Genomic DNA, 24,446 nt, shown 5'->3' on the forward strand with positions numbered 1-24,446 from the left:
GGAAAAATAAAGCCAGAGATTTTATTAATCACCCCCAATCTACCCTTTGCGATAGAATGATTTCAGAAATAATCGCGTCTTTGGAGATTGCACGTGACTGACAGCTTTCAATCGCGCTTAAAAGAACTCGCAAAGGAATGTGGCGGCAACCGCGCGCTGTGTGAGCAGTCAGGCATTTCAGAACGCACATTTGCCAACTGGCTGTCTGGGTCAAGCGAACCCAAAATCATCGGTATCTCAGCCATCGCCAATGCTGCAGGCGTCACCATTGACTGGATTGTCAGCGGTGCCAAACCCAAATTGCTGCTGGGCTCACGCCGTCATAGTGATGAAGACACAGTCAAAATCCCGCTGATCTCCCCCACACTAAAAACATCTTCACGCCAGCCCCTGCAACGGCTTGTGGTTAATGACCATGTCCCCTTTTCGGCCAGTTTTTTAAACAAACGACTGCACCGCGAAGACCATGATCAGCTCTGTATCCTGGAAATCAGTGGCGATGCCATGGAACCCACTGCAAGAGATGGCGATTTCGTGCTGGTAGATCGCAGCAAAACGGCCCTGACCGACGGGCTGATGGCCTTTATTTTCAAGGATGTGATTTCGATCAAGCGTGTGATCCAGACATTGGATGGGCTTGAAATTGTCAGCGACAATAAATCGCTCTATCCCCCGCACACAATCCCGATTAAAGAAATGCACCATCTGGCCATCATCGGCCATGTGATCTGGATTGGAAAAACCGTTCTCTAGGAAAAACGGGTTTCAGAACGAGGAAACGCCGTGCCTTTTTGCGCTCGACATGTGAGCAAAAGACACGGCGTATCAACACTGGCTCTCTATCAGAAGAGAGACCGAGAAGGTTGTCCCGAAAAAAAGATCGGGACCAGGATCATCAAGGCCCCGGTCTGCACCGGGGCACAAAAATGACTACCAGGTTTTCTTCTCAGTAATACGAGCAGCTTTACCTGTGCGACCACGCAAGTAGTACAGTTTCGCGCGACGAACGTCACCACGGCGTACGACGTTGATTTCTGCCAGGTTTGGTGAGTAGACAGGGAACACACGCTCCACGCCTTCACCGAAAGAGATTTTACGTAGTGTGAAAGAAGAGTTGATGCCGTCGTTTTTACGGGCAATACAAACACCTTCAAACGCCTGCAGACGCTCGCGGCTACCTTCTTTTACTTTAACTTGAACGCGGATGGTGTCACCTGCGCCAAATTCTGGTACTTCACGCTCGGCAGTTTGCTTTGCAATTTGCTCTTTGCCGATTTGTTCAACAATATTCATGGTCTCGACCTTCTAAAAAAGGGGTGAACTCTAACAAATGGAGAGGTGCCAATCTCAGGCACTTCCTTTTACTTCTTCACAGTATTTCGCCCATAAATCAGGGCGACGTTCCTGTGTAATGCGTTGTGCCTGGTTCTTACGCCAGGTCAGAATTTTCTCATGATGTCCGGACAATAGAACTTCGGGAACTTCGCGGCCGCGCCAGTTTCTGGGGCGGGTATAATGCGGATATTCCAGAAGCCCTGCTTCAAAGCTTTCATCTTCATGGCTGGCTTCTTTGCCGATCACACCAGGCAACAGACGCACACAGGCATCCAGAAGCACGGTTGCGGCAGATTCACCGCCGGAAAGAACATAGTCACCAATGCTGATCTCTTCGATATCATCATGTTCATCCAGAACACGCTGATCGATACCTTCATAGCGACCACAGAGCAAAATCACCCCTGGCGCATCGGCCAGTTCGTGCACTTTTTCCTGTGTCAGCGGACGACCACGTGGTGTCAAAAACACCTTTTTGGCCAATGGATAACGCTTTACAGCTTCATCCAGTCCACCGGTCACCACATCCGGACGCATCACCATACCGGCACCACCCCCGCACGGGGTATCGTCCACAGTATTATGTTTGTCATTGGCGAAATCACGGATCTGGATGGTATCCAGGGACCAGCGACCTTCATCCAATGCACGTCCAACCAAAGAATGCCCCAGCATCCCCGGAAACATTTCCGGGAAAAGGGTCAGAACGCAGGCCTTCCAGGGCAAGAGTTGCGGGCTCATGTGTCCGGCTCCTCTTTCTTTGCCTTTTTGGGCTTTTTGTTCTTCTTCTTTTTTGCTTCCGGCAGCAGTCCTTCCGGTGGATCGACGACAATGCGTCCTTTTTCAATATCCACAATCGGAACCGCTTCCTTGGTGAAGGGGACCATAATCAGGGCACCTTCTTTCGGCAAGATTTCCAGCATATCGCCCGCACCAAAATCAAACACGGCACGCACGGTTCCAAGGGTTTTGCCACTGACTGTTTTCACAGACAGGCCGATCAGATCAGCATGGTAAAATTCCTCTTCCCCCGCATCCGGCAGTTTGGCGCGTGAGACATAAAGACGTTCGCCTTTTAACAGTTCAGCTGCATCGCGGCTTTCAACACCATCCACCTTGACAATCAATTCACCTTTGCCGGTGTGGCTGACGACTTCAATGTCATAGATTTTACTGGCATCTTCGCTTTCCAGCTGACCATATTGGGCAACATCATCCGGATTTTCAGTAAAGCTTTTCAGACGCAATGCCCCGCTCACGCCATGCGCAGACGAAAAGGCAGCGACGCAAACGCGCGCATCATCTTTATCCGGGCTGTGTGTATTGGATGACATAGATTGAAACTCTTTATCTCAAATCTGGAAAATTCTTGAAAAAACTTATGCTTCAGCAGCTTCTTCAGCTGGTGCTTCTGCTGCAGCGGCAGCTTCAGCAGCGGCTTCTTCAGCAGCAGCTTTTGCAGCTTCTTCAGCTTCGCGTTTCTTTTCAGCTTTTTCTTCGATACGCATCTTAGTCTTTTCAGACTGTTCAGCTTTCTTGGTTTGCTGAGGGATCGCACGTTCTGCTTTACCAGCAGCAACGAGGAAACGCAGAACACGATCAGAAGGCTTAGCGCCCTGGCCGAGCCAGTAATCGATACGTTCTTCGTTCATCTGAACGCGGTTTTCGTTATCTTTGGCGAGCATCGGGTTGTATGTGCCCAGTTTCTCAATGAAACGGCCATCGCGCGGCATGCGCTTGTCAGCAACAACGATACGGTAGAACGGGCGCTTTTTAGCCCCGCCACGTGCCAAACGGATTGTAAGAGCCATGTGTTGGTCTTTCCTATGGTTTGGGTTAGTAAAAAAATTAATCGAAATTCAGAAACAGGTCAGGTCTTCACTTTTTGAAGGGGGGAAGCCCCGGTGGTAATCCACCCTGGCCGCCACCAAGTCCATCCAGTCCGGGCATACCCTGAAGACCGCCGGGTGGCATCTGCCCCCCTGCACCGCCCATCATGGCGCCCATTTTGCCGAGCAGACCTTTCTTGTTCATCTTTCCAACTTTCTTCATGACGGTCGCAGTCTGCTGATATTGTTTCAACAGCTTGTTTACGTCCTGAACCGAGAGGCCACAGCCCGCAGCGATACGCTGCTTGCGTGAGGCTTTAATGAGTTTTGGATTTTGACGTTCTTTCACCGTCATGGACAGGATGATGGCCTGTTGGCGGGCAATCATCTTGTCATCCACTTTTGCTTCAGCGAGCTGCTTTTTCATTTTGCCAATGCCTGGCAGCATGCCGAGCAAGCCATCAACATCACCCATGTTACGGATCTGGTTGAGCTGTTCGAGCATGTCTTCAAGCGTAAACAGGCCTTTCATGACCCGTTTGGCAAGCGCTTCCGCTTTATCCTGTTCAATAGTTTCCTGGGCTTTTTCCACCAGAGAGACCACATCACCCATGCCGAGGATTCGGCTGGCAACACGGTCTGCGTGGAAGGCTTCCAGTTCGTCGATTTTTTCACCGACACCCATGACCTTGATCGGCGCGCCCGTGACTTCCTTCATGGAAAGGGCTGCACCACCGCGCGCATCACCGTCCACACGGGTCAGCGCAATACCAGTGATACCTATCTTGTCATTAAATTCTTTCGCTACATTGACCGAGTCCTGACCGGTCATGGCATCTGTCACCAACAAGGTTTCCGCTGGTTTTGCCACATCGCGAACATCTGCAACTTCCTGCATCAGTTTATCATCGATATGCAGGCGACCCGCGGTATCCAGAATGACAACGTCATAGCCACCTTTACGGCCTTCACTCATCGCGCGTTTGGCGATGGAAACAGGCTGTTCGCCCATGATAATCGGCAGCGAAGTCAACTCAGCCTGTTTGGCGAGGACCTCAAGCTGCTGCTGGGCCGCCGGGCGATAAACGTCCAGGCTGGCCAGCAAAACTTTTTTACGCTCTTTCTTCTTGAGCATCAGGCCGATCTTGGCAGAAGTGGTGGTTTTACCCGCACCCTGCAGACCAACCATCAGGATGGCGACAGGCGGAACAGCTTTCAGATTGATCGCTGTTTCTTCTGCGCCCAGCATCTCCACCATACAGTCATGAACGATCTTGATGACCATCTGACCAGGGTTGATGCCTTTGAGAACTTCTTCACCAACGGCCTGTTCCTTGGCTTTTTTGACGAAGTCTTTCACGACTGGAAGCGCCACGTCGGCTTCCAGCAAAGCAACGCGTACTTCACGCATAGCCTCATTTACGTCAGCTTCAGATAAAGCACCACGTCGTGTCAGCTTGTCAAAAATGTCGCCCAGGCGACCCTGTAAGTTCTCAAACATACAAAAATTATCCCAACGCAAAACGCGCCAGTGCTCGAAACTCGAGGACTGACGGCACCCCTTAAGGTGACAAAAATGTCAAAGAGGTATTGAATTTGTGCGCCCTTTTACGGGGTACATACATAAGAGTCAAGCAAAAGTGCGCTTGTTTTGCGATTCAAAGAAGATTAGTTTATGCTAAGGAAAACACGATCAATGGATGAATTATGCGCGCCTTATTCTTAATCTTCGCATCCTTGTTCATCATCCCACAGGCTTTTGGCGATGATGAACTTAAACAATATGCTGAACTTCAGGCCCTTTACGTTGAAACAACCATGGAAGCAATTAGTCTCTCGCTGACAGAAACCAGTGACTTTCTGGGACGTAATCCGGAAGCCGATGAAATGCTTCAACACAATACGCTGGCAAAATATGTGGATCGTACCCCAGGGCTGCGCGCCATTATATATGTCAATGAGAAAGGTGACCTCAAGGCAGACAGCTTCACCTACCCCGCACGCAAGATAAAACTTAAAGATCGTGAATATGTAAAACAGTCTATGAATTCAACAGAACAAAAGCTTTATATCAGCAAGCCTGTTGTTGGCCGCAGCTCCGGCGTGCCGTTTGTACCAATCTCTCAGCCGATTCTTGATCGCAATAACAAGGCCTACGGTGTGATTGCAGGCATCCTGACACCGGAAATTCTGATTAAGCAGGATATGTTGTGTAACCAGTGTTTTTCAGGCGTCTTTCGCAATGATAACACGCCGCTGATCACCTATCCTTCTACGGCGTCTTATAAAGTCGAGTCGCTTAATGCCTTTTTGGACTCCAAAAAAAATGGATTTCACGAAGCCCAAACCAATGGTCAAACACTTCATTCTTGGGTGATCCATTCTGAGAAATTTCCACTCAGCATAATTGTCAGCACGTTCATGACAGAACAGTAAGCATACAGATGTCTCGGTACTGTTTTCAATTTCTGCTCGTCCTGATAGGCAGCCTGATTATCACGTCGCCCGTTTTGGCACGCGACAATATCAAGCTGTCTGCAATCTATCAGGCAATCCATGCAGAAAGTCTGATCCGTGCAACCGACATTACCTTACATGGCGTCATCGACATTTTCGCCAAACAAAAGATCAATGAAATTGACGAGTTGATCATTCATGAAACCCTGAACCGCTATATCAGTCGGGTTCCGGGACTGCGCGCCATTATCGTGACCGATACACAGGGAATTTTGCGCAATGACAGTTTCAGATATCCGACCCTGAATACAAACTTGAAATCGCGTAACTATATTAAAGAAGCTTTCGGTCTTGACGCGCGCGAGCTTTTGATCTCTCCCCCGCTTAAGAATCAGTTTGTCAACTTCGCAAGCCTACCCATTTCAAAACCCATTTTCTCACTGCAAGGCGAAATCAGAGGCGTTGTGGCGGGGATTATGATCCCGGATCAACTTCTCAAGCGCGACAAAATCTGTAAGAAATGCATGGTCTCCATTTATAAAACGAGTGGAGAAAACCTCGTGACCTTCCCGGGGCAGAGCCAGCACCGTCATGATATAAAGACATTGATGCGCAACAACACCGCTAACGTGCAATTTCCCTACAAAATCAATGGATTAGATACAGATACCATCTGGGTGAAAATTGCAGACTTCGGTCTTGTCCTGCTCTATTCCAGATACAAATAAGCTGCCGGGCCGTACAATTATCCAGACCAGTTGCACATGTGGGCACCAAAGTTTAATAGGTGATCAATTCCTGCTTATTATGATTCAGCTCAATATGCTTGATCAGGAAACCTAAGGCGGCCATACGTTCCTCCCCTGACAGGGTATGAACCCGCTTTCCCATGTAACGTTCCACATCCCCCAGCAGACGCACAGGATCATTTTTACTGGTTCTGGATGCAATAACAATAAGACGGGATAGATGCTCAGTGCTGACGTCGGGACCGGATTGCTTATACGTAAACCCAACACCGAGTCCAGAGACGACAAGGGCGAATCCAAACAGGGCGCCCATCAAATAGCGATTATGTCGGGTAGCCTTGGAGCCAGCGTCCAACTCAGATAAGGCTTTTTGGATGTCATGATTAATCATTTCACACTCTTTAGTTTTAAGCATCCCTATGCATAACACGTTTTAACACTTTATCATAGATTGCGAACAGCAAAAGAACAAAATTTTTCGTACATTTTTATCCTTACTTTAACACGAAAAGGAGAATAAAAATGCTTACCATACGTGCTGCTTGCCCACAGGACATTAACACCATCGCACATATTCATGAGGTTTGTTGGCGTGATGCCTATAATTTCATGCCCGATGAAGTCCTGAACAAACGGGACAAGAACTTCAGAGCAAGACAATGGCAAAACTGGTTCAATGAAAACAAAATGGACGCAGATGAAGGTCTTTTTGTATTCGAACAGGAGAACAAAACCATCGGCTTTTGTATGTGCAAACCAAATCAGGATGACACGCTCATCGGAGCACGCGGTGAAATCCACGCACTCTATGTGTTGCCCGAGGCACGCACCTTTGGTGTGAGTTATCTTGCCGCATACACGCTATCAAAGTACCTAGTCGAGCGTGATTTGTCCCCCATTTGTTGCTGGGCATTCCAAAAAAATAAAATTTGGCGTTGGTATGAACGGCTTGGCTTCAAAAAAATGATCGCACGGAATCGGCGCATCAACAATGTCGATATCCCGGAATATGGGATGGTCCACTTTGAGCCAAGCAAGCTAATTGACTTCAGTCATCAACAATTACAACGTACTGCCTAAATTCTAAACTGCGACCACCCTTTATTGGGGTGGTCGCTTATTTAGCCGGCGTTCAGGCGCAACATGGCAAAGTCGATAATTTTCGCTGTCATATCTTCCGGCGCACGTTCTTTTTCAGATTTGCTCTGATTTTCAGCGATCCAGTCGTGGATTTCCATAAAAGTATCGGCGAATTTCTCTGCATCGCGCGCAGCGCCTGTGCGTTTGCATAAATAGTACGCCACGTTCCATGCAACATCACGTTGAAGGCTGGCCGTTCTTGTTTCATCAGTCAGTTTCATTTTGCCCAAACCGGTGAAAAACCAATTCAGATCATAGCCCCAATCGGATAAAGTTTTTAAAACATCCCCCTTCGGGATTTGATCACGCTCATAACCTTGGACTGAACCAATTGATACACCTAATTGGTGTGAAAATTCTTTTTGCGTCAAACCTAAATTTTTGCGTATTTCGCTGAAACGTTGTCCGATTTCGAGCATTGCCTTATCCAGTAACAAAAAAATTATAATACTTTCATTTGTAGTGTACGCATTTTCTAGTTGAAAATCACTCTTTTTATCTGTTCAAAATCCAAACCTAATTTTTTGGCTTTTTTTCGACTATAGCGGGCGCACCTGAATTCTTGCTGCAAATACAATCACTTGTTGCATCGCGCATCTTAAAACTTCATTCAACTTATCATTATCTATTTGAAAATGAACGAAAAATGTAATGCATTACAACGATAATATGTGCTATCACTTGCCCATACACCTATGTTTGCGAGTAAAACATATATTTATGTCTAAATTACGCGATGAGATTTTCAAATGAGCAGAAGACCACCCAGAACATCACCCGACCCCATTGACAAATATGTGGGTTCGCGTGTACGGGCGCGCCGCGTCGGCTTACGTATCTCACAGACAAAACTGGGCGATGCGATTGGCGTGACCTTCCAGCAGATCCAAAAATATGAAAACGGCACCAACCGTATTGGAGCGAGCAATCTCTACAAGATCGCACGCCAACTAGGCACTCTCGTAGAATATTTCTTCCAAGACATGCCAGAAGATTTGTATGAAGCGTCCAACGCTGACCCATTCGGGCTCACTGAATCCGCAACCGAACCTTTTAATGACGACCCTTTGTCATCCCGTGAATCCATTTCACTGGTTCATGACTTCCATCGTATCCCCGATACTGAACTGCGGCAGCGCGTGGGACAGTTCATGCGTGCGCTCGCCAACAGTATGACCAACCACCCCCACGACGAAGACGGTCCTGAAAACGATGCCTAAAAAACAATACACCCACATCAAGAAAACACTAATAGATAGTAAAATTGATCAATACACCTCCAAAAGGAAATAGTTTGTTTGGCTTTCGCCCCCTCCGTGTTATAGCATCAATTTGTGAATGAAAAACAGGCGCACGTTATTGGTGTTATAAATATGGGGACCCGCTAAGCATGCAACGTCAGTCGAAAATTGTTGATCCCATCGATCAGTTTGTTGGTCAACGCTTGCGGCTTAAAAGAGAACTGGAAGGGTACAGTCAAATCAGACTGGGCGAAATGCTCGGTGTCTCACGCATAAAGATCGGACAATTTGAATCCGGTGCAAAATCGATCCCCGCTGGTATACTCTTTCAACTCACAGAGATATTCCAGGTCAATGTTGCTTTCTTTTTTAACAAGAATGGACTACAGGAAAGCGAGGATCCAAAGACCTCTTACGAGCCTCTTTTGAACAAAGAATCCATCAATCTTCTCAAACACTTCGATGCATTGAAAAATCCGGATGTCCGCCAGGCTTTTGTCCTGATGATGGAACGTTCTGCCCAGCTTCTAGGCAAGTGAATCCGAGGCGCTTTTCAACTATGAAACCGTCGTGTTCATTGATCCATGCAAACAATCTGATTTTGATTGCAGCCACATTTCCGATTCTATTCACCGAACTGAAAGAAGCCACACCAGCTGAAGCCGCTGGCAATGAGAAAGCGACCTGGCTTCTCTCTTATTACAATAGTCCAACCTACCCGTCTTTCTGAATGGTATGCATGACGTCAAGAACGCTAAAGAGGATTTGCTCGACTTATACATAAAATGCTAATATATAGTCAGGAAGCAACGCAACATGGGGGTTTGTTATGCTGCTTAATCCACGCGACTGGCTTGCCAAACTGTTAAGTGACGGCAATTTACCGTTTTATGTGTTTGGCCTGATCTTCCTGATCCTGTTTATGGTCTTTGGCCGCAGCCTGATCTTTGGAAGCTAAATAAAAAAAGGCAGAGAAAGTGAAAGTCCTTTCTCTGCCTTTTGTTTTTTTCCAGATGGATCTTAAGGGCGCAAGAAACCCACCACGTCTTTCACTTCATCCAGAACAGGTTGTGCAATCGTATTTGCCCGTTCTGCCCCATCGCGCAGGATCGCATCCACTTGAGCCGGATCATCCATATAACGCTGCATTTCTTGTGAAATCGGGGATAGTTTGGCAACTGCCAGATCCGTCAGCGCCTTTTTAAAATCGGCAAAGCTCTGACCACCATACTCGTTGCAAACATCTTCCAGCTTCTGATCATTGAGCGCTGCATAAATGTTCATCAGATTTTTGGCTTCCAGACGGTCTTCAAATTCTTCCACTGACGCCGGAATTGGATGCGGATCAGTTTTGGCTTTGCGAAGTTTCAAAGCGATTGTGTCCGCATCATCCGTCATGCCAATGCGTGACTTTTCCGATGGATCAGATTTAGACATTTTCTTGGACCCGTCACGCAAAGACATCACACGTGTGGCTGTCCCGAAAATCATCGGTTCCGGCTGTGGGAAAACTTCCTTGCCGAAATCATTGTTGAATTTCTGCGCAATATCACGCGCCAGTTCCAGGTGCTGTTTCTGATCATCCCCAACAGGAACGTGGGTTGCCTTATAAAGCAGGATGTCCGCCGCCATCAGGTTTGGATAAACGTAAAGGCCGCAGGATGCGTTCTCTTTATGCTTGCCTGCTTTTTCCTTGAACTGGGTCATGCGGTTCAACCAACCCAGACGGGCCACGCAGTTCATCACCCAGCCCAGTTCCGCATGACCGGAAACCGCAGACTGGTTAAAAATAATGTTCTTTTTCGGGTCAACGCCAGAGGCCAGCATGCCAGCAGCCACTTCACGGGTGGCGCGGCGAAGCGCTTCGGGATCTTGCCAGACGGTAATGGCGTGCATGTCAACGACACAGAAAATGCTTTCATAGTCGTCCTGCAGTTTTACCCAGTTGCGAATTGCCCCAAGATAGTTGCCCAAAGTCAGATTACCAGATGGCTGTACGCCAGAAAAAATGCGATCCATTGGATGTGTCCCGCTTCAAATAGATGTCCCGAAGGTGCGCTGTGGAGACGCACCCAATTAAATGTGGGACAACTTATGCAATGCCACCCTCAATGGGTCAAGCATTACTCTGCCGCGTGACGGTAATCTGAAAGATTAACCACTTCATGATCACCCAACAGTTCATCACGCAGGCTTTCCGCCCACAGTTTGATAACATACTGGACGACCTCGGCACGTTCTTCCATGTCCGCAACAAAACGAATGCGGGTTTTGGGTGATTCCAGACCACGCTTGCTGAGAATTTCCACCTGATATTCATCGGCAAACCCATCAATACGGGCAGAGAATTCATCACCCACACGCACATCCACCGGTGGATATAGCGCAAAACCATTGTTGGAAATATCCAGCAGATCAGACGTAAAGGTGCCTTTTTCACCGCTCAGGGTTACTTTCACATTCTGATGGGCCAGAATGTACTTTTCTTCCTGCTGCGTCATGGTGTTGGAGGCTGAACGCACAGCCGTATTCAAAGACATCTGCAGGCTTTCCACCATGGACGACACACGGTGGGACACTTGTCCTAATTGATCACTTAGACTGCGCACACCCTGCATTTCATGGGAAGCTTCGGTGATATTTTTGTTCAGACGTTCTGAAACTTCAAAGGAATCCTGAATATTGGCTGTGATCTGACGAGTTTCCTGCGATTGTTCAGCCACACTTCTGGACACATCAGCGGAAATATTCGCCATATCAGAAATGATCGTATTCACTTCTTCGATGGAGGCTGTGCACTGTCGTGCCACATTGCGCACATCGGCGATTTGGCGGGAAATTTCAGCCGTGGCTTTAGAAGTTTGTTTGGCCAATTGCTTCACTTCATTAGCAACCACGCCAAAGCCTTTCCCGCTGGCACCAGCACGTTCAGCTTCAATCGTTGCATTCAGCGCCAGCATGTTAGTCTGGGCGGCAATATCATTAATCATCGCAACCACACTGCCGATACTGTCTGCTGCCACACTCAGACTTTCAACGGATTTGGATGATTTACCCGCTTGGGTCATGGCCGTATTGGCGATATTGCGCTGACGTTCCACCCGTTCAGACACCATGTCGATGGAGCCTGCAAGATTTTGCGCCGCCGTTGCAACACGTTCAGCCAGTTCCAACGAAGATTTCGCCTGATCGGCCACATCATCGGCGCGATCCGAAACTTGCTGGGATGAACTTGCCATAGTGCCAACCGCATCCCCCAGTTCTTTGGTGTGGACCGCCACTTTTTCCAGGACAACGCCTGTTTCAGATTCAATGGTATCGGCCATCGCCATCAAAGAAGCACTGCGTTTTTCTTCCTCACGTTTCTGGTCTTCCAGACGCTGCTGGGTCAGACGTTCCACATCCATGGCGTTTTGGCGGAAGATCACGACCGCCTGTGCCATGGTGCCAACTTCATCGCGGCGTTCGCGATCAATCACTTCGATATCAGTATCGCCATCGCCCAGACGTTTCATGTCCCCTGTCACACGCTTAAGCGGCCCCAGGATACTGCGTGACGTCACCGCCCCCAGCAGAACAGCGATCACAGCCACCACGCCCATGGTGATGATATAGCTGGTGATGGTGGATTCAGAGGCTTGCGACACCATCTGAGTGGTTGAATTCTGTTCTTCAATCGCTGTGGTCCGGATATCAGATGCCAGTTTCATGGTGTTTTCAATGGCAACGCGGAAAGCGTCAAACGACTGGATCAGACCCAGATTTGACCCCTGAAACTGTACATAGCCCTGTTTCAGCAAATCATTGTCACGGCCCAGGAATTTCAACGCTTTACGGTCCCGACGTGACAGGCCCTTCATACCTTCTTTGGTCTCAGCCAACACATCATCCACAGCCGAAGTCGCACTTCGCGCATTTGCCAGTGTCTCTTCGCTTGGCTTGATGGCGTAGGTCATGGTTTCCAGCAAAGCTTTATTGGAAGCCACAATGATCTGGCTGGCAAGTGCGGACAGCCCTTCATAATCCGGCTTTTCAACCGCAATTTTATTCAGCTTGACCGCCAATTCCGGGGAAGACAACACCAACTGGTTCGCCCCCATCAGGATCATATCTGCCGACGCGCCAATATTTTCGATACGCAGCAACAGGGGGTCCAGCGTTTCAAGATAAGCCGCTTCTGAGACTTCAACCTCTTTGGCCTTACTGGCGAGACCTTTTTCATTCAGGGTTTGAACAAAGGCCAGTTCAACCGCCTTGGTTTTTTTCAACTGTTTATCGACAGTCTTGCGATCTTCTGCCTTTGTGGACTGCGCATAAAGCAGGATAGCATCCGACAATTCCTGCAGGCTGAGCGCATAATCATTGGCCTTACCCACAAGGGTAATTTTCTCGCCAATGATCTCGGTCGAGCCCGCCATTTCATCAAACTGGACGGTGGCAAATGCCCCCAGACCCAACAACGCACAAATTAAAAATCCAAATCCCATATAAATGCGATGGGAAATCGACAAACGATCGGCAGCCATATTCTATTCACCTAAATGATTATTTTTGCGTCCTACGTGGACTTACGTAGTAGATGACGCGCCGCAATATCAATGTCAATTCAAGATAGATAAGGACATAGGAAGTTCATCTATTTGTAACAAAAAAATAACAAAAGACCCCATCATTATGACTTAGTCCTTTGGTGCCAAAACGCCTGTTCTATCCGCGTTTCATCAGCTTTTTAATCTCGGATAACCGTTGTGCACCTGTGACATGCCCACACACGAAATAGGTGATTATTCCAACCATCACCAGCGTGATCAGGGACAGGATTCTCTCCAACTGCGAACCAGAAATAAAGTCTGTCATGTTCATCTGAAGACCAAACAGAACGCCCCCCATCACAACACAACAAAGCAGGATCCGCCAGACCTTGGATTTCAGACGACGATCAAGGGTCATATAGCCGCGTTTCTTCAACACAACGGCCAGCAACACCGTATTCGTCCAGGCAGAAATCACGGTCGCCATCGCCAGACCCACATGCAGGAACGGGCCCATCAGGATCAAGTTAAAGACAATATTCACCACCATACAAATGGCCGCAATAATCATCGGTGTCTTGGTATCACCTCGGGCAAAGAAACCTGGTGTCAGGGCTTTGTTCAGCACATAAGCTGGCAGGCCGAACGCATAGACAAACAAGGCTGCCGCTGTCGCCTGACTATCTGTGGCCGTAAATTCATTGCGTTCAAACAGGATGCTGACAATCGGGTCCGCAATCACCATATAGGCAACTGCTGCGGGTAAAGTCAGAAACAGGGAAAACTCCAACGCTCTATTCAGACTGTTCATGGCAGCCGCATCATCGCCAGCGCGCAGCTGCCTGGACAACATCGGCAACAAGGCCGTGCCGACTGCCACCCCGACCACGCCCAGTGGCAACTGGTTGATCCGATCGGCATAGAACAGAAACGAGATCGACCCGGTCGGCAGCAAAGTCGCGATGATCATATCGACCAGCATGTTGACCTGATAAATACCCGCCCCAATGGCCCCCGGAATGATCCGTTTAACCATCACCTTGACGTCTTCACCCCAGCTGAACAGGCGCAATTTCAGGGTCATATTGTTCTTCATACAATTCCAGAACAACCAGACAAACTGCACCACGCCTGCCGCAAACACGCCCCAGGCCAGGGCATGACCCGGTGTTTCCATATGGGGTGTCAGCCCAAGGATGGCCCCGATCAGACAGATATTTAACAAGACCGGGGTCGCCGCAGCCGCTGCGAATTTATTCAGCGAGTTCAGCACCCCTGCCATTAAAGAGACAAGCGAGATAAACAGCAGGTACGGAAAAGTGATACGCGTCAGATGAACCGCCAGATCAAATTTCGCCGGATCTTCCATAAAGCCGGGCGCAAACAACGTCATCATAATCGGCATGGTCAGTTCCATGATGAGGAGCAGGATCAGCAAAATCCAGAACAGGAAGGCAAAAGCTTTTTCGGCAAATTCTTTGGCAACCGAGGCCCCATCTTCTTCCATCTTGCCCGCAAATAAGGGCACAAAGGCTGCGTTAAAGGCCCCTTCGGCAAAGAGACGGCGAAACACATTGGGAAATTTGAACGCGATGAAAAACGCATCCGCCACCGGGCCAGCCCCCAGAATGGCTGCGACCAGAATATCACGCACAAAGCCCAGAATTCGGCTCAGCATCGTAAAGCCACCGACAGTCGCAATGGAGCGCAGCAAGGCCATCATATTTCCCTAAAAATCATAAAACTGCATATTTTTAGCGCGTCACTGGTAAAGAATGTATAAAATATGCTGGCTCAAAAGCGAAAAAACGCTATAACCCCATCAACTGATTTACGTCCGAACATTCGACACGACCATTAAGAGATAAAAACCATGATGAAAGTTGTGCGCGCCAAATTGCATGGCATCCGCGTTACCGGTGCAGACCTGAACTACCACGGTTCGATCACCCTAGACCCAGAACAATGCGAACTCGCAGGCATCTATCCGATGGAATTTGTCGATATCTGGAACAAACAAAGCGGTGCGCGTATCTCCACTTACGTTATCTTTGGCGAACCTGGTTCCAAATGCTGTATCCTCAATGGCGCCGCTGCACGAACGTGCCAAAAAGGTGACGAGGTCATCATCTGTTCTGCTGATTACCTGAAGCCTGAAGACCTTTACGACCTGCAACCCACCATCCTGACGTATCTGCCAGATAACGAAGTTGATCAGGTATTGAAATATGACGTCTATCGCAGCGAAGAACGCGCATATGACTTCCGCATCATCGATGCCAAAACCAACGAAATTGAAGACTGCCACACCTATCCAAACGTGGACATCAACAACATCCGCAAAGACCTGAAAAAACAGGGTCTCAACGATGAAGCGGTCGAACGCTTCGTTGAACGACACCTGATGCGTTAAGAAACACCCGTCATTCCTATCTACTCAGCCGTCATTCCTGCGCAGGCAGGAATCTCATGATGGACAAGACTCCTGCCTGCGCAGGAGTGACGGTTGGATTACGATAATAATGATGAAATAAAAAGGCGGCTCCGGTTTTATCCAGAGCCGCCCTTTTTGTTTCTAAACCACGTCTTCCAGAAAACGTCCTTCCTGGGCAACAGCCTGATCTTTCCTGACCTGTTCCGTCAGATCATTTTCCTCCGCATTCCCCCACTGGTCAAAATGCATGATCTTGTCCATCGGCAGACGTTCGCGCCATTTGGCCATTTCCAGTTCCGGCTTCTGGTAAAAGTGCGACACATACCCGACACACAAATAGCCAATCACCGTGATACGTTTGGGGATGCCCAAAACTTCTTTCAAGGCAGGTTCATCCATAATGCTGACCCAGCCCACACCTAACCCTTCGGCACGGGCAGCCAGCCACAGGTTTTGGACGGCACAGACACTGGAATAAAGGTCCATGGTCTTCTGATGCGTTCTGCCCACAACGACAGGGCCGGAACGATCCCGATCACAGGTGATCACGATATTGAGCGGGCTTTCCAGAATGCCTTCCAGCTTGAGATTGCGATAGGTTTCACGGCGTTCTTCATCAAACATTTCAGCCGCTTCATCATGGGCTTTTTTGAACAGGCCATGAACTTTCTGTTTCACATCTCCTGATTTGATCATCATGAAATCCCAGGGCTGCATAAAGCCCACGGATGGGGCGTGATGTGCCGCCATCAAAATACGGCTGATCACCTCATCCGGGATTTCGTCCGGCAAGAACTGTCCACGCACATCACGGCGTTCAAAGATGGCGCGATAGACCCCGGTGCGGTGGTCATCACAAAAATCGATTTCTTTTTGAGTCGGCAAAACATGTGCATCCATTTGATATTCCCCTTCAATGGCATGCAGGTAACGAGTATCCATGTCGTTCCTAAAATTCCGACAGGCCGGTCTTCTGACTTTGGATCTTCCCGTTTTGAAAACCTTCCCAAACCGACGTTCAGTGGTCATAACATCAAAACAGTCCCCTTTACAGCGTTGGGCACGTAGCGGTCTCTCACCGCTTTCCCGATTATCCCTGACCCAGATCGGTCACGGCACCTGTTGGCTATGTGGGTGGGACTATAGACAGGGGAAATTACAACCGTCAAATGTTAATTTAGCCCAATCATCCCCTTAACCAGTTCAGCGTAACAATGTGAAAAAATTTGTGACGGAGGTTTAGGCCTAATTCAACTGATCCGGCGTCGGTGTCTCACCTTCCGCAGGTTCGCCCAGCGGATCAACCTCGACACGATCTGCAATTAAATCGCAGGCCTCGGCATTGGTGGTCATTTGTTCTTTGAGATCGGGGTTTTGTTCGCCGACTGCGCGGAAAAAATTGGAAGCAGCACGTAAAAGTTTGGCTGCAAGTTCGGCATTATTGGCCATATCGGTCCCCTTGTTCTATAAGTTATCTCCACAGTAACTTTCTCATAGGTATATTGCAAAGATTATGTCTGATCTTCTTTTTGCAACCGCTGTTTTCCTGGCAGCCCATATCATCCCATCCTATCAGCCCCTGCGCCACGCATTGGTATCAAAAATGGGGGAACGCATTTTTATGTCGGTCTATGGGGTGATCTCACTCGTCATGTTTGTCTGGCTGATCATGACCTATCTGGATGCGCCCTATATTGAGTTATGGATGATTGAAGACTGGATGCGTCATGTGGTTATCGGCGTGATGTTTTTTGTCTGCTTGCTTTTGGTCTGCACCTTTTCCCAACCAAATCCTTTTTCATTGGGAAAAGGGGCAAAAGGATTTGACCCTAAAAATCCGGGCATTGTATCCCTGACCAAACATCCGGCCTTTGTTGCTTTTGCGCTATGGTCATTCGCACATATTCTGCCAAACGGAGATCTGGCATCTGTTGTGTTTTTCGGATTGATGGGCGCGCTTAGTCTCTATGGCCCCTTTTCATTGAACCAGAAACGCCAGAAAAAAATGGGACGAGAACAATGGCAGGCTCTGGTCGATCAAACAGAGACAGGTTTGCCACATATTGGCATTCTTCGCTGGCTTGTCGCGATTGTCTTATGGGTTGGTCTATTCCATGCCCATGAACCGATTATCGGTGTCATGCCGATTGTTTGGTAATCTTCTATAACAGAATTGAAGAACCAAGAGGTCGGCTAAAGTTGGCGCATAAAACTTGGCCGGATTGCATGCACCCCGGCCATAGCCCCTTGCACCTGCCTGACCAATCGATCCTGATCCTTCGGCAAATTTCCTGCCAACGCCAGCGCGTTTGAGGCATGATTGGAGCGGAAAATTACGGGTGCGGGTGGTTTGATGTTCGTAAGAAGACGTTCCAGTTCTGCCAGGATCGCCATATCTTCCTGCGGTTCAAACGGTTCGCCAAATTTGGTCATGAACTCATCATAAGCGATTTCTTCCAGATAGAGCTGCAGCGTGGAAAGATAGGTCACAGGTGCCATGGACAATAATTCCACAGTGCCATCAATATGATCTTCCCAATATTTCTGCCCGCCAAGCCCAAGGATCACCGTGGCAGAGATTTTCAACCCACATTCGCGCGCCTTGATCAGACTTTCCGCAATACCTTTTTGTGATGCCCCCTTGGTGATCTTTTTCAACATTACAGGCGCACCGGATTCAATGCCCACATAAAACAGCGGCATCTTGCGCTCTGCGAGTTCCTTCAGTTCTTCCGGCTTTTTCTTCAAAATATTGCCCGGTGTGGCATAGGCTGATACCCGGTTGAGGTTCGGGAACGTATCATGCAGCTTATCCAGAATGGCACGCAAGCTATCCATCGGCAAGGTCAAGGCATCACCATCGGCCAGAAAAATCCGATGCGCTTCCGGCCAAACACGCGCGGCCTGATCAATATCAGCAAACACATCCTCCAGCGGGCGCGCCACATAGTCCTTCGTCTTATACATGGAACAGAAAGAACACTGATTAAAACTGCACCCAAGCGTCGCCTGAATAATCAGATTATTGCCTTCAGACGGCGGACGGTAAAGCGGCATGTCGTAGTTAAGCATGGGAGAAATCTCATGTTAGGAATGAGCGATAGGTATCATAGAGCCCTTATTGCATCAACTCTTTCAGATTTCGCTCAGAACCATGCAGTTGTACACTACTCGATTTTTCATCGCCACCGATTGCGAAAAGGAAAGTTAATTGGCTGTGACGAAAAAGAATGATTATGGACCTTACAAATGCACCGCAGAAGCCATGACCACCTGCCTGCCTTCAATCTGAAAAGGAACTGTGATTTCAATATTTGAGAAGGATGCGCTCTGCAGTTCAGATCGCAATTCTTCAGCGGCAAAACCCATTTCGCCTTCTGAGACCAGCCAGTCCCATTGCACAAATGTGCCCCCTTCAACGAGCAGGGATTTCAGCAGTTTCAAGGTCGCGGGATAATCCGGCACAAAGGCACAGACAGAGGAGGCGACAACCAGATCGAAGCTATTCTGTAAGTCACTTTGTGCCTTCAGGAGATCAGCACTTAGAAAATCTGCTATAGTTTTGACATTGGAGAGTGCCTTGTTGTTCAGAATATCTATCATTTTAGCGGAGCCATCCAAAGCAACGATCTCATTTGCCATTGGCGACATTTTCTCGCTCAACAGTCCGGTTCCACAGCCAAAATCAAAAATGCGAAGACCTTTTATGGGCGAAATTTTCTGCAGTTCTTCAAAAGCTTTGGCGGCATAGAGGCCTGTCTGCGGATTTCCATCCCAGTCTTGCGCATAGTCATCCCATTCGTTATCAGCCATTGCGATATCCTCATTCCTAACCATTGATTCTTTGAAGGCGCGTCTTTTTACCCTGTCACAATGCAGGTTTCAAACCTAATGCCATTCGACTGACCCTAAATTCATTTAATCTGCCTGTTCTTTCATCCGCGCCACAGATTGGCGGATTATTTCAGGGAAGGCTCCCTTAGCAACAGGCCCCCAGCGGCCATGGTCGGGAAAGACCCATTCGATGTCGCTGAACGTCTTCATCTTCTCGACCGATGCTATTTGTTCCTCCCAGGAATACCAGCAGGCCGACCGGAACGAACCAAAACGACGATCGCGCATGATCCAGGCGTAATGATCCCCGCTGAACAGATATTTCCCCGCCCAGACCATCACCATATGGCCACGGGTATGGCCGGGTGTCAGATGAAGCTCCGCACTGTCTAGTGTGACGGAATCATCCCCTTTCACAATCATCTCTGCATCCGGCGCAGCTTCTGCATCCCATTCATGAATGATGCGCTTGGCCCCGAATTCTTTGGCATAGAGATGGGCATCGCTGACGTCATCACGGTGAGTCAGAAAAATATACTTAATCCCGCCCATCTCTTTGAATTTGTCAACAAGATGGATGGTAAAGCGCGGTGAATCGATCAGCCAGTTTCCTGCATCTGAACGTACGATATAGCTATGTGCCCCAAAGGAGTCACGATGGTTAAAACCGTTGATAAAAACATCCGGTGCCAATTCCAACGGCAGGGAGTTTTTCGCTTCAATCAGTGATCGTTTTCCCTGCATGCCAATGGAGGCAGTTGGACAGGCGAGTAAGGCGCGTTGAACATCTTGTTCTTGCACCCAACTTGTGGGCTGCTTTTTGACGAAGGCGAAGTCTCCCGTATCGCCAAAATGATCCGGCGCGAAATGGCGACTGACCCCGCAATTGACACAGGTTTTATCCACATAATAGGGGCCATCAACATTTTCCAGGACCCGGTCTTTATATTTCGCCATGGCTGTCATCCTTGGAATATTGCCTTTTCTGACATTTAAGAACCAAACACCCCTCCAGCAAGATTAAGAAATAATTACACTTTTGTTGATTTGTATACAAATGTTTACAATTGTCATTGACAACCCTTAAAAGCTGTACCAATATAATTTCACGTTTTAATTACGATGCTAATGCTATAGAGTTTATTCGAAAGTATATGGAGTTGAAATTTGCCAAATAAATCAGTCCCATTTAGCGTTCGACTATCACAGGATGATGCTGAATTTGTTGCGTCTTTAAATATTACGGGCGCGGTAACGCCCAGCGACAAAATCCGTCATATCATTTCTGAGGCCCGCCTGAGAAACGAAACCGGACAGGATTACAACCTGAACCTAAAGTCGTCTCAGGAAAACCTGCGCCCCTCCATTGACCGGATCCGGGAGTTGGAACGCGCACAGGATAAAGAATCAGAAATCCTGCATTTTATGAGTGAATGGCTTTGTGAAGCTTTGGCTGAATTTCAGACCGGTCCGTCTTCAGAAAAAGATATGGACAAGTTCGAAGCCAGGCTCGCCAAGCAGATTTTTAAGTTAACCGAACATAGCCTGCGCTTGGCCATTACAGACGATGCACGCTGCTTTGCCCCTGATTTGATGAAAAAGGGCACCAAACGTATCGTTGAACTTGCGCACATTATCGACTCTCAAAACCAAGGAGAAAAACGCCCATGACTGAAGGACTGACCAGCCGCGTAGGACGCATTATCAGCGGTAGTTTAAATGCCATCCTCGATGCCGTGGAAGACGCTGCCCCCGAAGCCATCATGGAACAATCCATTCGCGAAGTGGACGATGCGATTGAAGAAGTGCGCGCAGAACTGGGTAAAGTGATTGCGGCCAAACATCTGGCAAACAAAAAACTTTCCGACAAAAATTCTCAGCATGAGAGCCTGACGGAAAAGATTGAAATCGCTCTGGCAGAAAATCGTGAAGATCTGGCCGAAGCTGCGGTGTCTCATCAGCTTGATATCGAAGCGCAAATTCCGGTGCTGGAACACAGTATCTCTGAATCTGCAGAAAAAGAACGCGAACTGGAAGGCTATGTGGCTGCCCTGCAGGCCCGCAAGCGTGAAATGCAGGAAGAACTGAAAGCCTTTCGTGAAGCAAAAATTGCCAGTTCTGTTGATACGGCAGGCACAGCGACCCCTGGCACCCCCGGCGGTGATGTTTCCAAAGCAACAAAAGCCTTTGAACGGGTGATGGAACGCCAGGGCAATACAATTGCGGGCGGCATGACGTCACCCAAATCAGCAGCACAGCTTCAGGAACTTGAACAACTGACGCAAAAAAACAGAGTAAATGAGCGACTGGCCGCCATTAAATCTAAACTGGGCAAATAAAACGCATGGTATTTCTGTCTTACTTCAACGACGCAGCGAATTTTCCTTTCTCCGTTGCTTTGTTCGTTGTCACCATTCTGGCTGCCCTTGAAGGAGTTGGCCTCTTGGTCGGAGTCGGCATTTTCAGCTTCCTGGACGCCCTTCTCCCGGATGTTGATCTGGAAGTGGATGTGGATGCCCCCGATTTCAGTGATCCCTCCATTTTGGGAAGCTCGCTGACCTGGCTTCGCATTGACAGAGTACCTGTAATCATCTCTCTCATTGTCTTTCTGGTGTCGTTTGGCCTGATCGGGCTTTCGCTCCAGGGGATGGTCAAATCAGTGTTTGGCAGTCCCTTGCCTGTCCTGATTGCCATGATCCCGACAACCCTATTGGCGCTGCCTGTCTTAAGCGTTGGCAATACGATTTTATCCAAGATTATCCCCCAGGATGAAACCTCAGCCGTTTCGCAGGACAGTCTGATCGGGAAAATGGCCGAAATCACCCTTGGAGAAGCCAAAAAAGACTTTCCCGCTCAGGCCAAGGTCAAAGATGAATATGATCAGACTCACTACATCATGATCTGCCCAGATAATGATCATGAAACTTTCACACAAGGCAGTCGCCTTTTGTTGGTACGACGCGATAACACCACATACTTCGGTATCCAAAACACATCTGATGCCTTGTCAGATGAATAAACATAACGATTAAATAACTTGGAGTTAAAAAATGAACGGAATAGGTAACATGTTTGACGGCATTGTGGGCGTAGGTGCCACCGCTGTAATTATTGTTGTCGCCCTGTTGGCAATTGGCATGATCCTGATGCGTCTTTATGTACGTGCATCAAAAGAAATTTCATTTGTACGTACCGGTTTTGGTGGCCAGCGTGTCATTATGAATGGCGGCGCATTGGTGTTCCCGGTTCTTCATGAGACCATCCCGGTCAATATGAACACCCTGCGCCTTGAAGTGCGCCGTGACAATAATCAGGCCCTGATTACGCGTGATCGTATGCGTGTTGATGTGGTCGCTGAATTTTATGTCCGCGCCCAGCCAACCGCTGAATCCATCGCAGCTGCCGCCCAGACATTGGGTCAGCGCACCATGCGCCCGGATCAGCTGAAAGAACTGGTTGAAGGTAAGTTTGTTGACTCCCTGCGTTCCGTAGCTGCTGAAATGACCATGGAAGAGCTCCATGAAAAGCGCACGGATTTTGTGCAAAAAGTACAACAGGCAGTGACCGAAGATTTGCTGAAAAACGGTCTGGAACTGGAATCTGTCTCCCTGACCGGTCTTGATCAGACCAGCATGGAATATTTCAACCCGTCCAACGCGTTTGACGCCGAAGGTCTGACCCGTCTGACCGAAGAGATTGAACAACGCAAGAAAATCCGCAACGACATTGAACAGGACACACAGATCCAGATCAAAACCAAAAACCTGGAAAGTGAAAAGTTGCGTCTGGATATCCAGCGTGAAGAAGAATACGCACGTCTGGAACAAGAACGCGAAGTCGAAGTCCGCAAAGCCGCCCAGGCTGCCGAAATTTCCAAGCACCGTGCGGAAAAAGAACAAGAAGCCAAACAGGCGGAAATCTCTTCTGTTCAGCATGTAGAAAAATCCAAAATTACTGCGGACAAAGCCGTTTCTGAAGAACGTATCGAAATGGAAAAACTGGTTCGTGAAAAAGAGATTGAAAAGCAGAAATCTGTAGAGCTGGCCGAACAGGTTCGCGCCATTGCCATTGCGGAAAAATCTAAAGAACAATCCGAAGCACAATCCGAAGCCGACACAGCACGCGCCAAAGCGGTGCAGGCGGAAGAAAAAGTTGTGACAGCCCGTGAAAACGAAATCGCGGAACGCCATAAAGCGATTGAACTGATCGAAGCACGCAAAGAAGCTGAACGTCAGGCAATCAGTATCAAGGTTGCCGCCGAAGCTGAAAAAATGGCCGCAGCCGACAAAGCAGAAGCCCTTCGCGAAGAAGCAGAAGGTGAAGCCATGGCAGAAAAACTGCGCGCTGAAGCTGCGGAAATTCGCTATAAGGTCGATGCGGAAGGGACACGTTCCATCAACGAGGCTCAAAACGTTCTCTCAGCTGAACAAATCGCCATGCAGATCAAGGTTAAACTGATTGAAAATCTGGATCAGATCATCCGCGAAAGCGTCAAACCGATGGAAAATATCGATGGCATCAAGATCGTTCAAGTCGATGGTCTAACCGGTGGCGGCTCTGGCGGAAATGGTGGTGCTGGCGCATCTGGCGGCGGCAACCTGGCTGATAATGTGGTCAACAGCGCTCTCCGTTATCGCGCGCAGGCACCACTGCTCGACTCTCTGTTGAAAGAAGTTGGCATCAATGGTGGGGACATCAACAGCATCACGGCTGCTTTGTCTGACACGCTGACGGATCAGCAGTCCGATACTCCGGCCCCGGCGATTGCCGCTACCGGTGACGAACTCGTTCTGACGGATGAGATTAAAGCACCTGCAGAATAAGAGAAAACCGTTCCATTTGGGGTGTGATCATCTTGATTACACCCCAATTTTTTATCTGCCGCAAAAGCGTTC

Annotated in this window: 29 protein-coding genes and 1 riboswitch; of the genes, 14 read left to right on the forward strand and 15 right to left on the reverse strand. The window is 48.5% G+C overall.

The features are described 5' to 3' along the window. Nucleotides 1–93: 93 nt before the first annotated feature. Nucleotides 94–753: an XRE family transcriptional regulator gene (locus RYZ26_RS12650; protein ID WP_317683584.1), complete on the forward strand. Its 660-nt coding sequence runs from the start codon at nt 94–96 to the stop codon at nt 751–753. Between the two features lie 177 nt (nt 754–930). Here RYZ26_RS12650 and rplS read toward each other — a convergent pair whose 3' ends face one another. From rplS to ffh, 5 genes are all read right to left on the reverse strand, one after another. Further along, a complete protein-coding gene (gene rplS, locus RYZ26_RS12655; protein ID WP_317683585.1) occupies nt 931–1,293 on the reverse strand; it encodes a 50S ribosomal protein L19 in 363 nt (120 codons plus the stop codon). 54 nt (nt 1,294–1,347) lie between these two features. Further along, complete coding sequence (gene trmD / locus RYZ26_RS12660) at nt 1,348–2,061, reverse strand: tRNA (guanosine(37)-N1)-methyltransferase TrmD (RefSeq protein ID WP_317683679.1); 714 nt, start codon at nt 2,059–2,061, stop codon at nt 1,348–1,350. An 11-nt stretch (nt 2,062–2,072) separates the two neighbouring features. Beyond that, complete coding sequence (gene rimM / locus RYZ26_RS12665) at nt 2,073–2,669, reverse strand: ribosome maturation factor RimM (RefSeq protein WP_317683586.1); 597 nt, start codon at nt 2,667–2,669, stop codon at nt 2,073–2,075. A gap of 45 nt (nt 2,670–2,714) precedes the next feature. Continuing rightward, a complete protein-coding gene (rpsP, locus tag RYZ26_RS12670) occupies nt 2,715–3,146 on the reverse strand; it encodes a 30S ribosomal protein S16 (RefSeq protein WP_317683587.1) in 432 nt (143 codons plus the stop codon). Between the two features lie 67 nt (nt 3,147–3,213). Then, complete coding sequence (ffh, locus tag RYZ26_RS12675) at nt 3,214–4,665, reverse strand: signal recognition particle protein (RefSeq protein WP_317683588.1); 1,452 nt, start codon at nt 4,663–4,665, stop codon at nt 3,214–3,216. A gap of 206 nt (nt 4,666–4,871) precedes the next feature. Between ffh and RYZ26_RS12680 the strand changes: the two genes are divergently transcribed. Next, complete coding sequence (locus RYZ26_RS12680) at nt 4,872–5,600, forward strand: PDC sensor domain-containing protein (protein WP_317683589.1); 729 nt, start codon at nt 4,872–4,874, stop codon at nt 5,598–5,600. 8 nt (nt 5,601–5,608) lie between these two features. Beyond that, on the forward strand, nt 5,609–6,349 hold the full coding sequence (locus tag RYZ26_RS12685; protein ID WP_317683590.1) for a PDC sensor domain-containing protein: 741 nt from the start codon (nt 5,609–5,611) through the stop codon (nt 6,347–6,349). Between the two features lie 52 nt (nt 6,350–6,401). Here RYZ26_RS12685 and RYZ26_RS12690 read toward each other — a convergent pair whose 3' ends face one another. Next, on the reverse strand, nt 6,402–6,761 hold the full coding sequence (locus RYZ26_RS12690) for a hypothetical protein (protein ID WP_317683591.1): 360 nt from the start codon (nt 6,759–6,761) through the stop codon (nt 6,402–6,404). Between the two features lie 131 nt (nt 6,762–6,892). On the opposite strand from RYZ26_RS12690, the gene RYZ26_RS12695 reads away from it, so the two are divergent. Next, nucleotides 6,893–7,450: a GNAT family N-acetyltransferase gene (locus RYZ26_RS12695; protein WP_317683592.1), complete on the forward strand. Its 558-nt coding sequence runs from the start codon at nt 6,893–6,895 to the stop codon at nt 7,448–7,450. 41 nt (nt 7,451–7,491) lie between these two features. Here RYZ26_RS12695 and RYZ26_RS12700 read toward each other — a convergent pair whose 3' ends face one another. Further along, nucleotides 7,492–7,929 carry a helix-turn-helix domain-containing protein gene (locus RYZ26_RS12700; RefSeq protein ID WP_317683593.1) on the reverse strand — a complete coding sequence of 146 codons (438 nt, stop codon included), beginning with the start codon at nt 7,927–7,929 and terminating at the stop codon, nt 7,492–7,494. A 330-nt stretch (nt 7,930–8,259) separates the two neighbouring features. Between RYZ26_RS12700 and RYZ26_RS12705 the strand changes: the two genes are divergently transcribed. From RYZ26_RS12705 to RYZ26_RS12720, 4 genes are all read left to right on the forward strand, one after another. Next, nucleotides 8,260–8,730: a helix-turn-helix domain-containing protein gene (locus tag RYZ26_RS12705; RefSeq protein WP_317683594.1), complete on the forward strand. Its 471-nt coding sequence runs from the start codon at nt 8,260–8,262 to the stop codon at nt 8,728–8,730. Between the two features lie 170 nt (nt 8,731–8,900). After that, nucleotides 8,901–9,290 carry a helix-turn-helix domain-containing protein gene (locus tag RYZ26_RS12710; RefSeq protein ID WP_317683595.1) on the forward strand — a complete coding sequence of 130 codons (390 nt, stop codon included), beginning with the start codon at nt 8,901–8,903 and terminating at the stop codon, nt 9,288–9,290. Between the two features lie 20 nt (nt 9,291–9,310). Then, nucleotides 9,311–9,481, forward strand: coding sequence for a hypothetical protein (locus tag RYZ26_RS12715; RefSeq protein WP_317683596.1), 171 nt, complete (start codon nt 9,311–9,313; stop codon nt 9,479–9,481). Nucleotides 9,482–9,580: 99 nt separating this feature from the next. Further along, on the forward strand, nt 9,581–9,709 hold the full coding sequence (locus RYZ26_RS12720) for a hypothetical protein (RefSeq protein WP_317683597.1): 129 nt from the start codon (nt 9,581–9,583) through the stop codon (nt 9,707–9,709). A 62-nt stretch (nt 9,710–9,771) separates the two neighbouring features. On the opposite strand, the gene trpS is transcribed toward RYZ26_RS12720, so the two are convergent. From trpS to murJ, 3 genes are all read right to left on the reverse strand, one after another. Continuing rightward, the gene (gene trpS / locus RYZ26_RS12725; protein ID WP_317683598.1) at nt 9,772–10,770 is read right to left on the reverse strand and encodes a tryptophan--tRNA ligase; all 999 of its coding nucleotides are present in this window, start codon (nt 10,768–10,770) and stop codon (nt 9,772–9,774) included. A gap of 104 nt (nt 10,771–10,874) precedes the next feature. Further along, nucleotides 10,875–13,277, reverse strand: coding sequence for a methyl-accepting chemotaxis protein (locus tag RYZ26_RS12730; protein WP_317683599.1), 2,403 nt, complete (start codon nt 13,275–13,277; stop codon nt 10,875–10,877). 181 nt (nt 13,278–13,458) lie between these two features. Then, the gene (murJ, locus tag RYZ26_RS12735) at nt 13,459–15,003 is read right to left on the reverse strand and encodes a murein biosynthesis integral membrane protein MurJ (RefSeq protein WP_317683600.1); all 1,545 of its coding nucleotides are present in this window, start codon (nt 15,001–15,003) and stop codon (nt 13,459–13,461) included. 153 nt (nt 15,004–15,156) lie between these two features. Between murJ and RYZ26_RS12740 the strand changes: the two genes are divergently transcribed. After that, a complete protein-coding gene (locus RYZ26_RS12740) occupies nt 15,157–15,696 on the forward strand; it encodes an aspartate 1-decarboxylase (protein ID WP_317683601.1) in 540 nt (179 codons plus the stop codon). A gap of 162 nt (nt 15,697–15,858) precedes the next feature. Here RYZ26_RS12740 and bluB read toward each other — a convergent pair whose 3' ends face one another. After that, complete coding sequence (bluB, locus tag RYZ26_RS12745; RefSeq protein WP_317683602.1) at nt 15,859–16,659, reverse strand: 5,6-dimethylbenzimidazole synthase; 801 nt, start codon at nt 16,657–16,659, stop codon at nt 15,859–15,861. 4 nt (nt 16,660–16,663) lie between these two features. Next, nucleotides 16,664–16,855, reverse strand: a riboswitch (cobalamin riboswitch). A gap of 107 nt (nt 16,856–16,962) precedes the next feature. Continuing rightward, complete coding sequence (locus tag RYZ26_RS12750; RefSeq protein WP_317683603.1) at nt 16,963–17,166, reverse strand: hypothetical protein; 204 nt, start codon at nt 17,164–17,166, stop codon at nt 16,963–16,965. Between the two features lie 64 nt (nt 17,167–17,230). Here RYZ26_RS12750 and RYZ26_RS12755 point away from each other — a divergent pair, with 64 nt between their 5' ends. Beyond that, nucleotides 17,231–17,875: an NnrU family protein gene (locus RYZ26_RS12755; RefSeq protein ID WP_317683604.1), complete on the forward strand. Its 645-nt coding sequence runs from the start codon at nt 17,231–17,233 to the stop codon at nt 17,873–17,875. Nucleotides 17,876–17,910: 35 nt separating this feature from the next. Here the strand turns inward: RYZ26_RS12755 and RYZ26_RS12760 are convergent, their stop codons facing one another. The 3 genes from RYZ26_RS12760 to RYZ26_RS12770 all read right to left on the reverse strand — a co-directional run bounded on the left by RYZ26_RS12760 (nt 17,911) and on the right by RYZ26_RS12770 (nt 20,508). Further along, the gene (locus tag RYZ26_RS12760) at nt 17,911–18,789 is read right to left on the reverse strand and encodes a radical SAM protein (RefSeq protein WP_317683605.1); all 879 of its coding nucleotides are present in this window, start codon (nt 18,787–18,789) and stop codon (nt 17,911–17,913) included. A 171-nt stretch (nt 18,790–18,960) separates the two neighbouring features. After that, entirely contained in the window at nt 18,961–19,530 is a 570-nt protein-coding gene (locus RYZ26_RS12765; RefSeq protein ID WP_317683606.1) for a class I SAM-dependent DNA methyltransferase, read from the reverse strand. A gap of 105 nt (nt 19,531–19,635) precedes the next feature. After that, nucleotides 19,636–20,508, reverse strand: a complete 873-nt coding sequence (locus tag RYZ26_RS12770) for an MBL fold metallo-hydrolase (RefSeq protein ID WP_317683607.1) — start codon at nt 20,506–20,508, stop codon at nt 19,636–19,638. A gap of 210 nt (nt 20,509–20,718) precedes the next feature. On the opposite strand from RYZ26_RS12770, the gene RYZ26_RS12775 reads away from it, so the two are divergent. From RYZ26_RS12775 to RYZ26_RS12790, 4 genes are read left to right on the forward strand one after another with little or no spacing between them, the layout of a single operon-like run. Beyond that, nucleotides 20,719–21,222: a hypothetical protein gene (locus RYZ26_RS12775; RefSeq protein WP_317683608.1), complete on the forward strand. Its 504-nt coding sequence runs from the start codon at nt 20,719–20,721 to the stop codon at nt 21,220–21,222. Next, nucleotides 21,219–21,890: a PspA/IM30 family protein gene (locus RYZ26_RS12780; protein WP_317683609.1), complete on the forward strand. Its 672-nt coding sequence runs from the start codon at nt 21,219–21,221 to the stop codon at nt 21,888–21,890. The genes RYZ26_RS12775 and RYZ26_RS12780 overlap by 4 nt, the downstream gene beginning before the upstream one ends. 5 nt (nt 21,891–21,895) lie before the next feature. After that, nucleotides 21,896–22,570, forward strand: coding sequence for a YqiJ family protein (locus RYZ26_RS12785; protein WP_317683610.1), 675 nt, complete (start codon nt 21,896–21,898; stop codon nt 22,568–22,570). A 31-nt stretch (nt 22,571–22,601) separates the two neighbouring features. Beyond that, nucleotides 22,602–24,374: a flotillin family protein gene (locus tag RYZ26_RS12790; protein ID WP_317683611.1), complete on the forward strand. Its 1,773-nt coding sequence runs from the start codon at nt 22,602–22,604 to the stop codon at nt 24,372–24,374. Nucleotides 24,375–24,446: the final 72 nt, after the last annotated feature.

The organism is Terasakiella sediminum (assembly GCF_033100395.1).
Lineage (GTDB): Bacteria > Pseudomonadota > Alphaproteobacteria > Rhodospirillales > Terasakiellaceae > Terasakiella.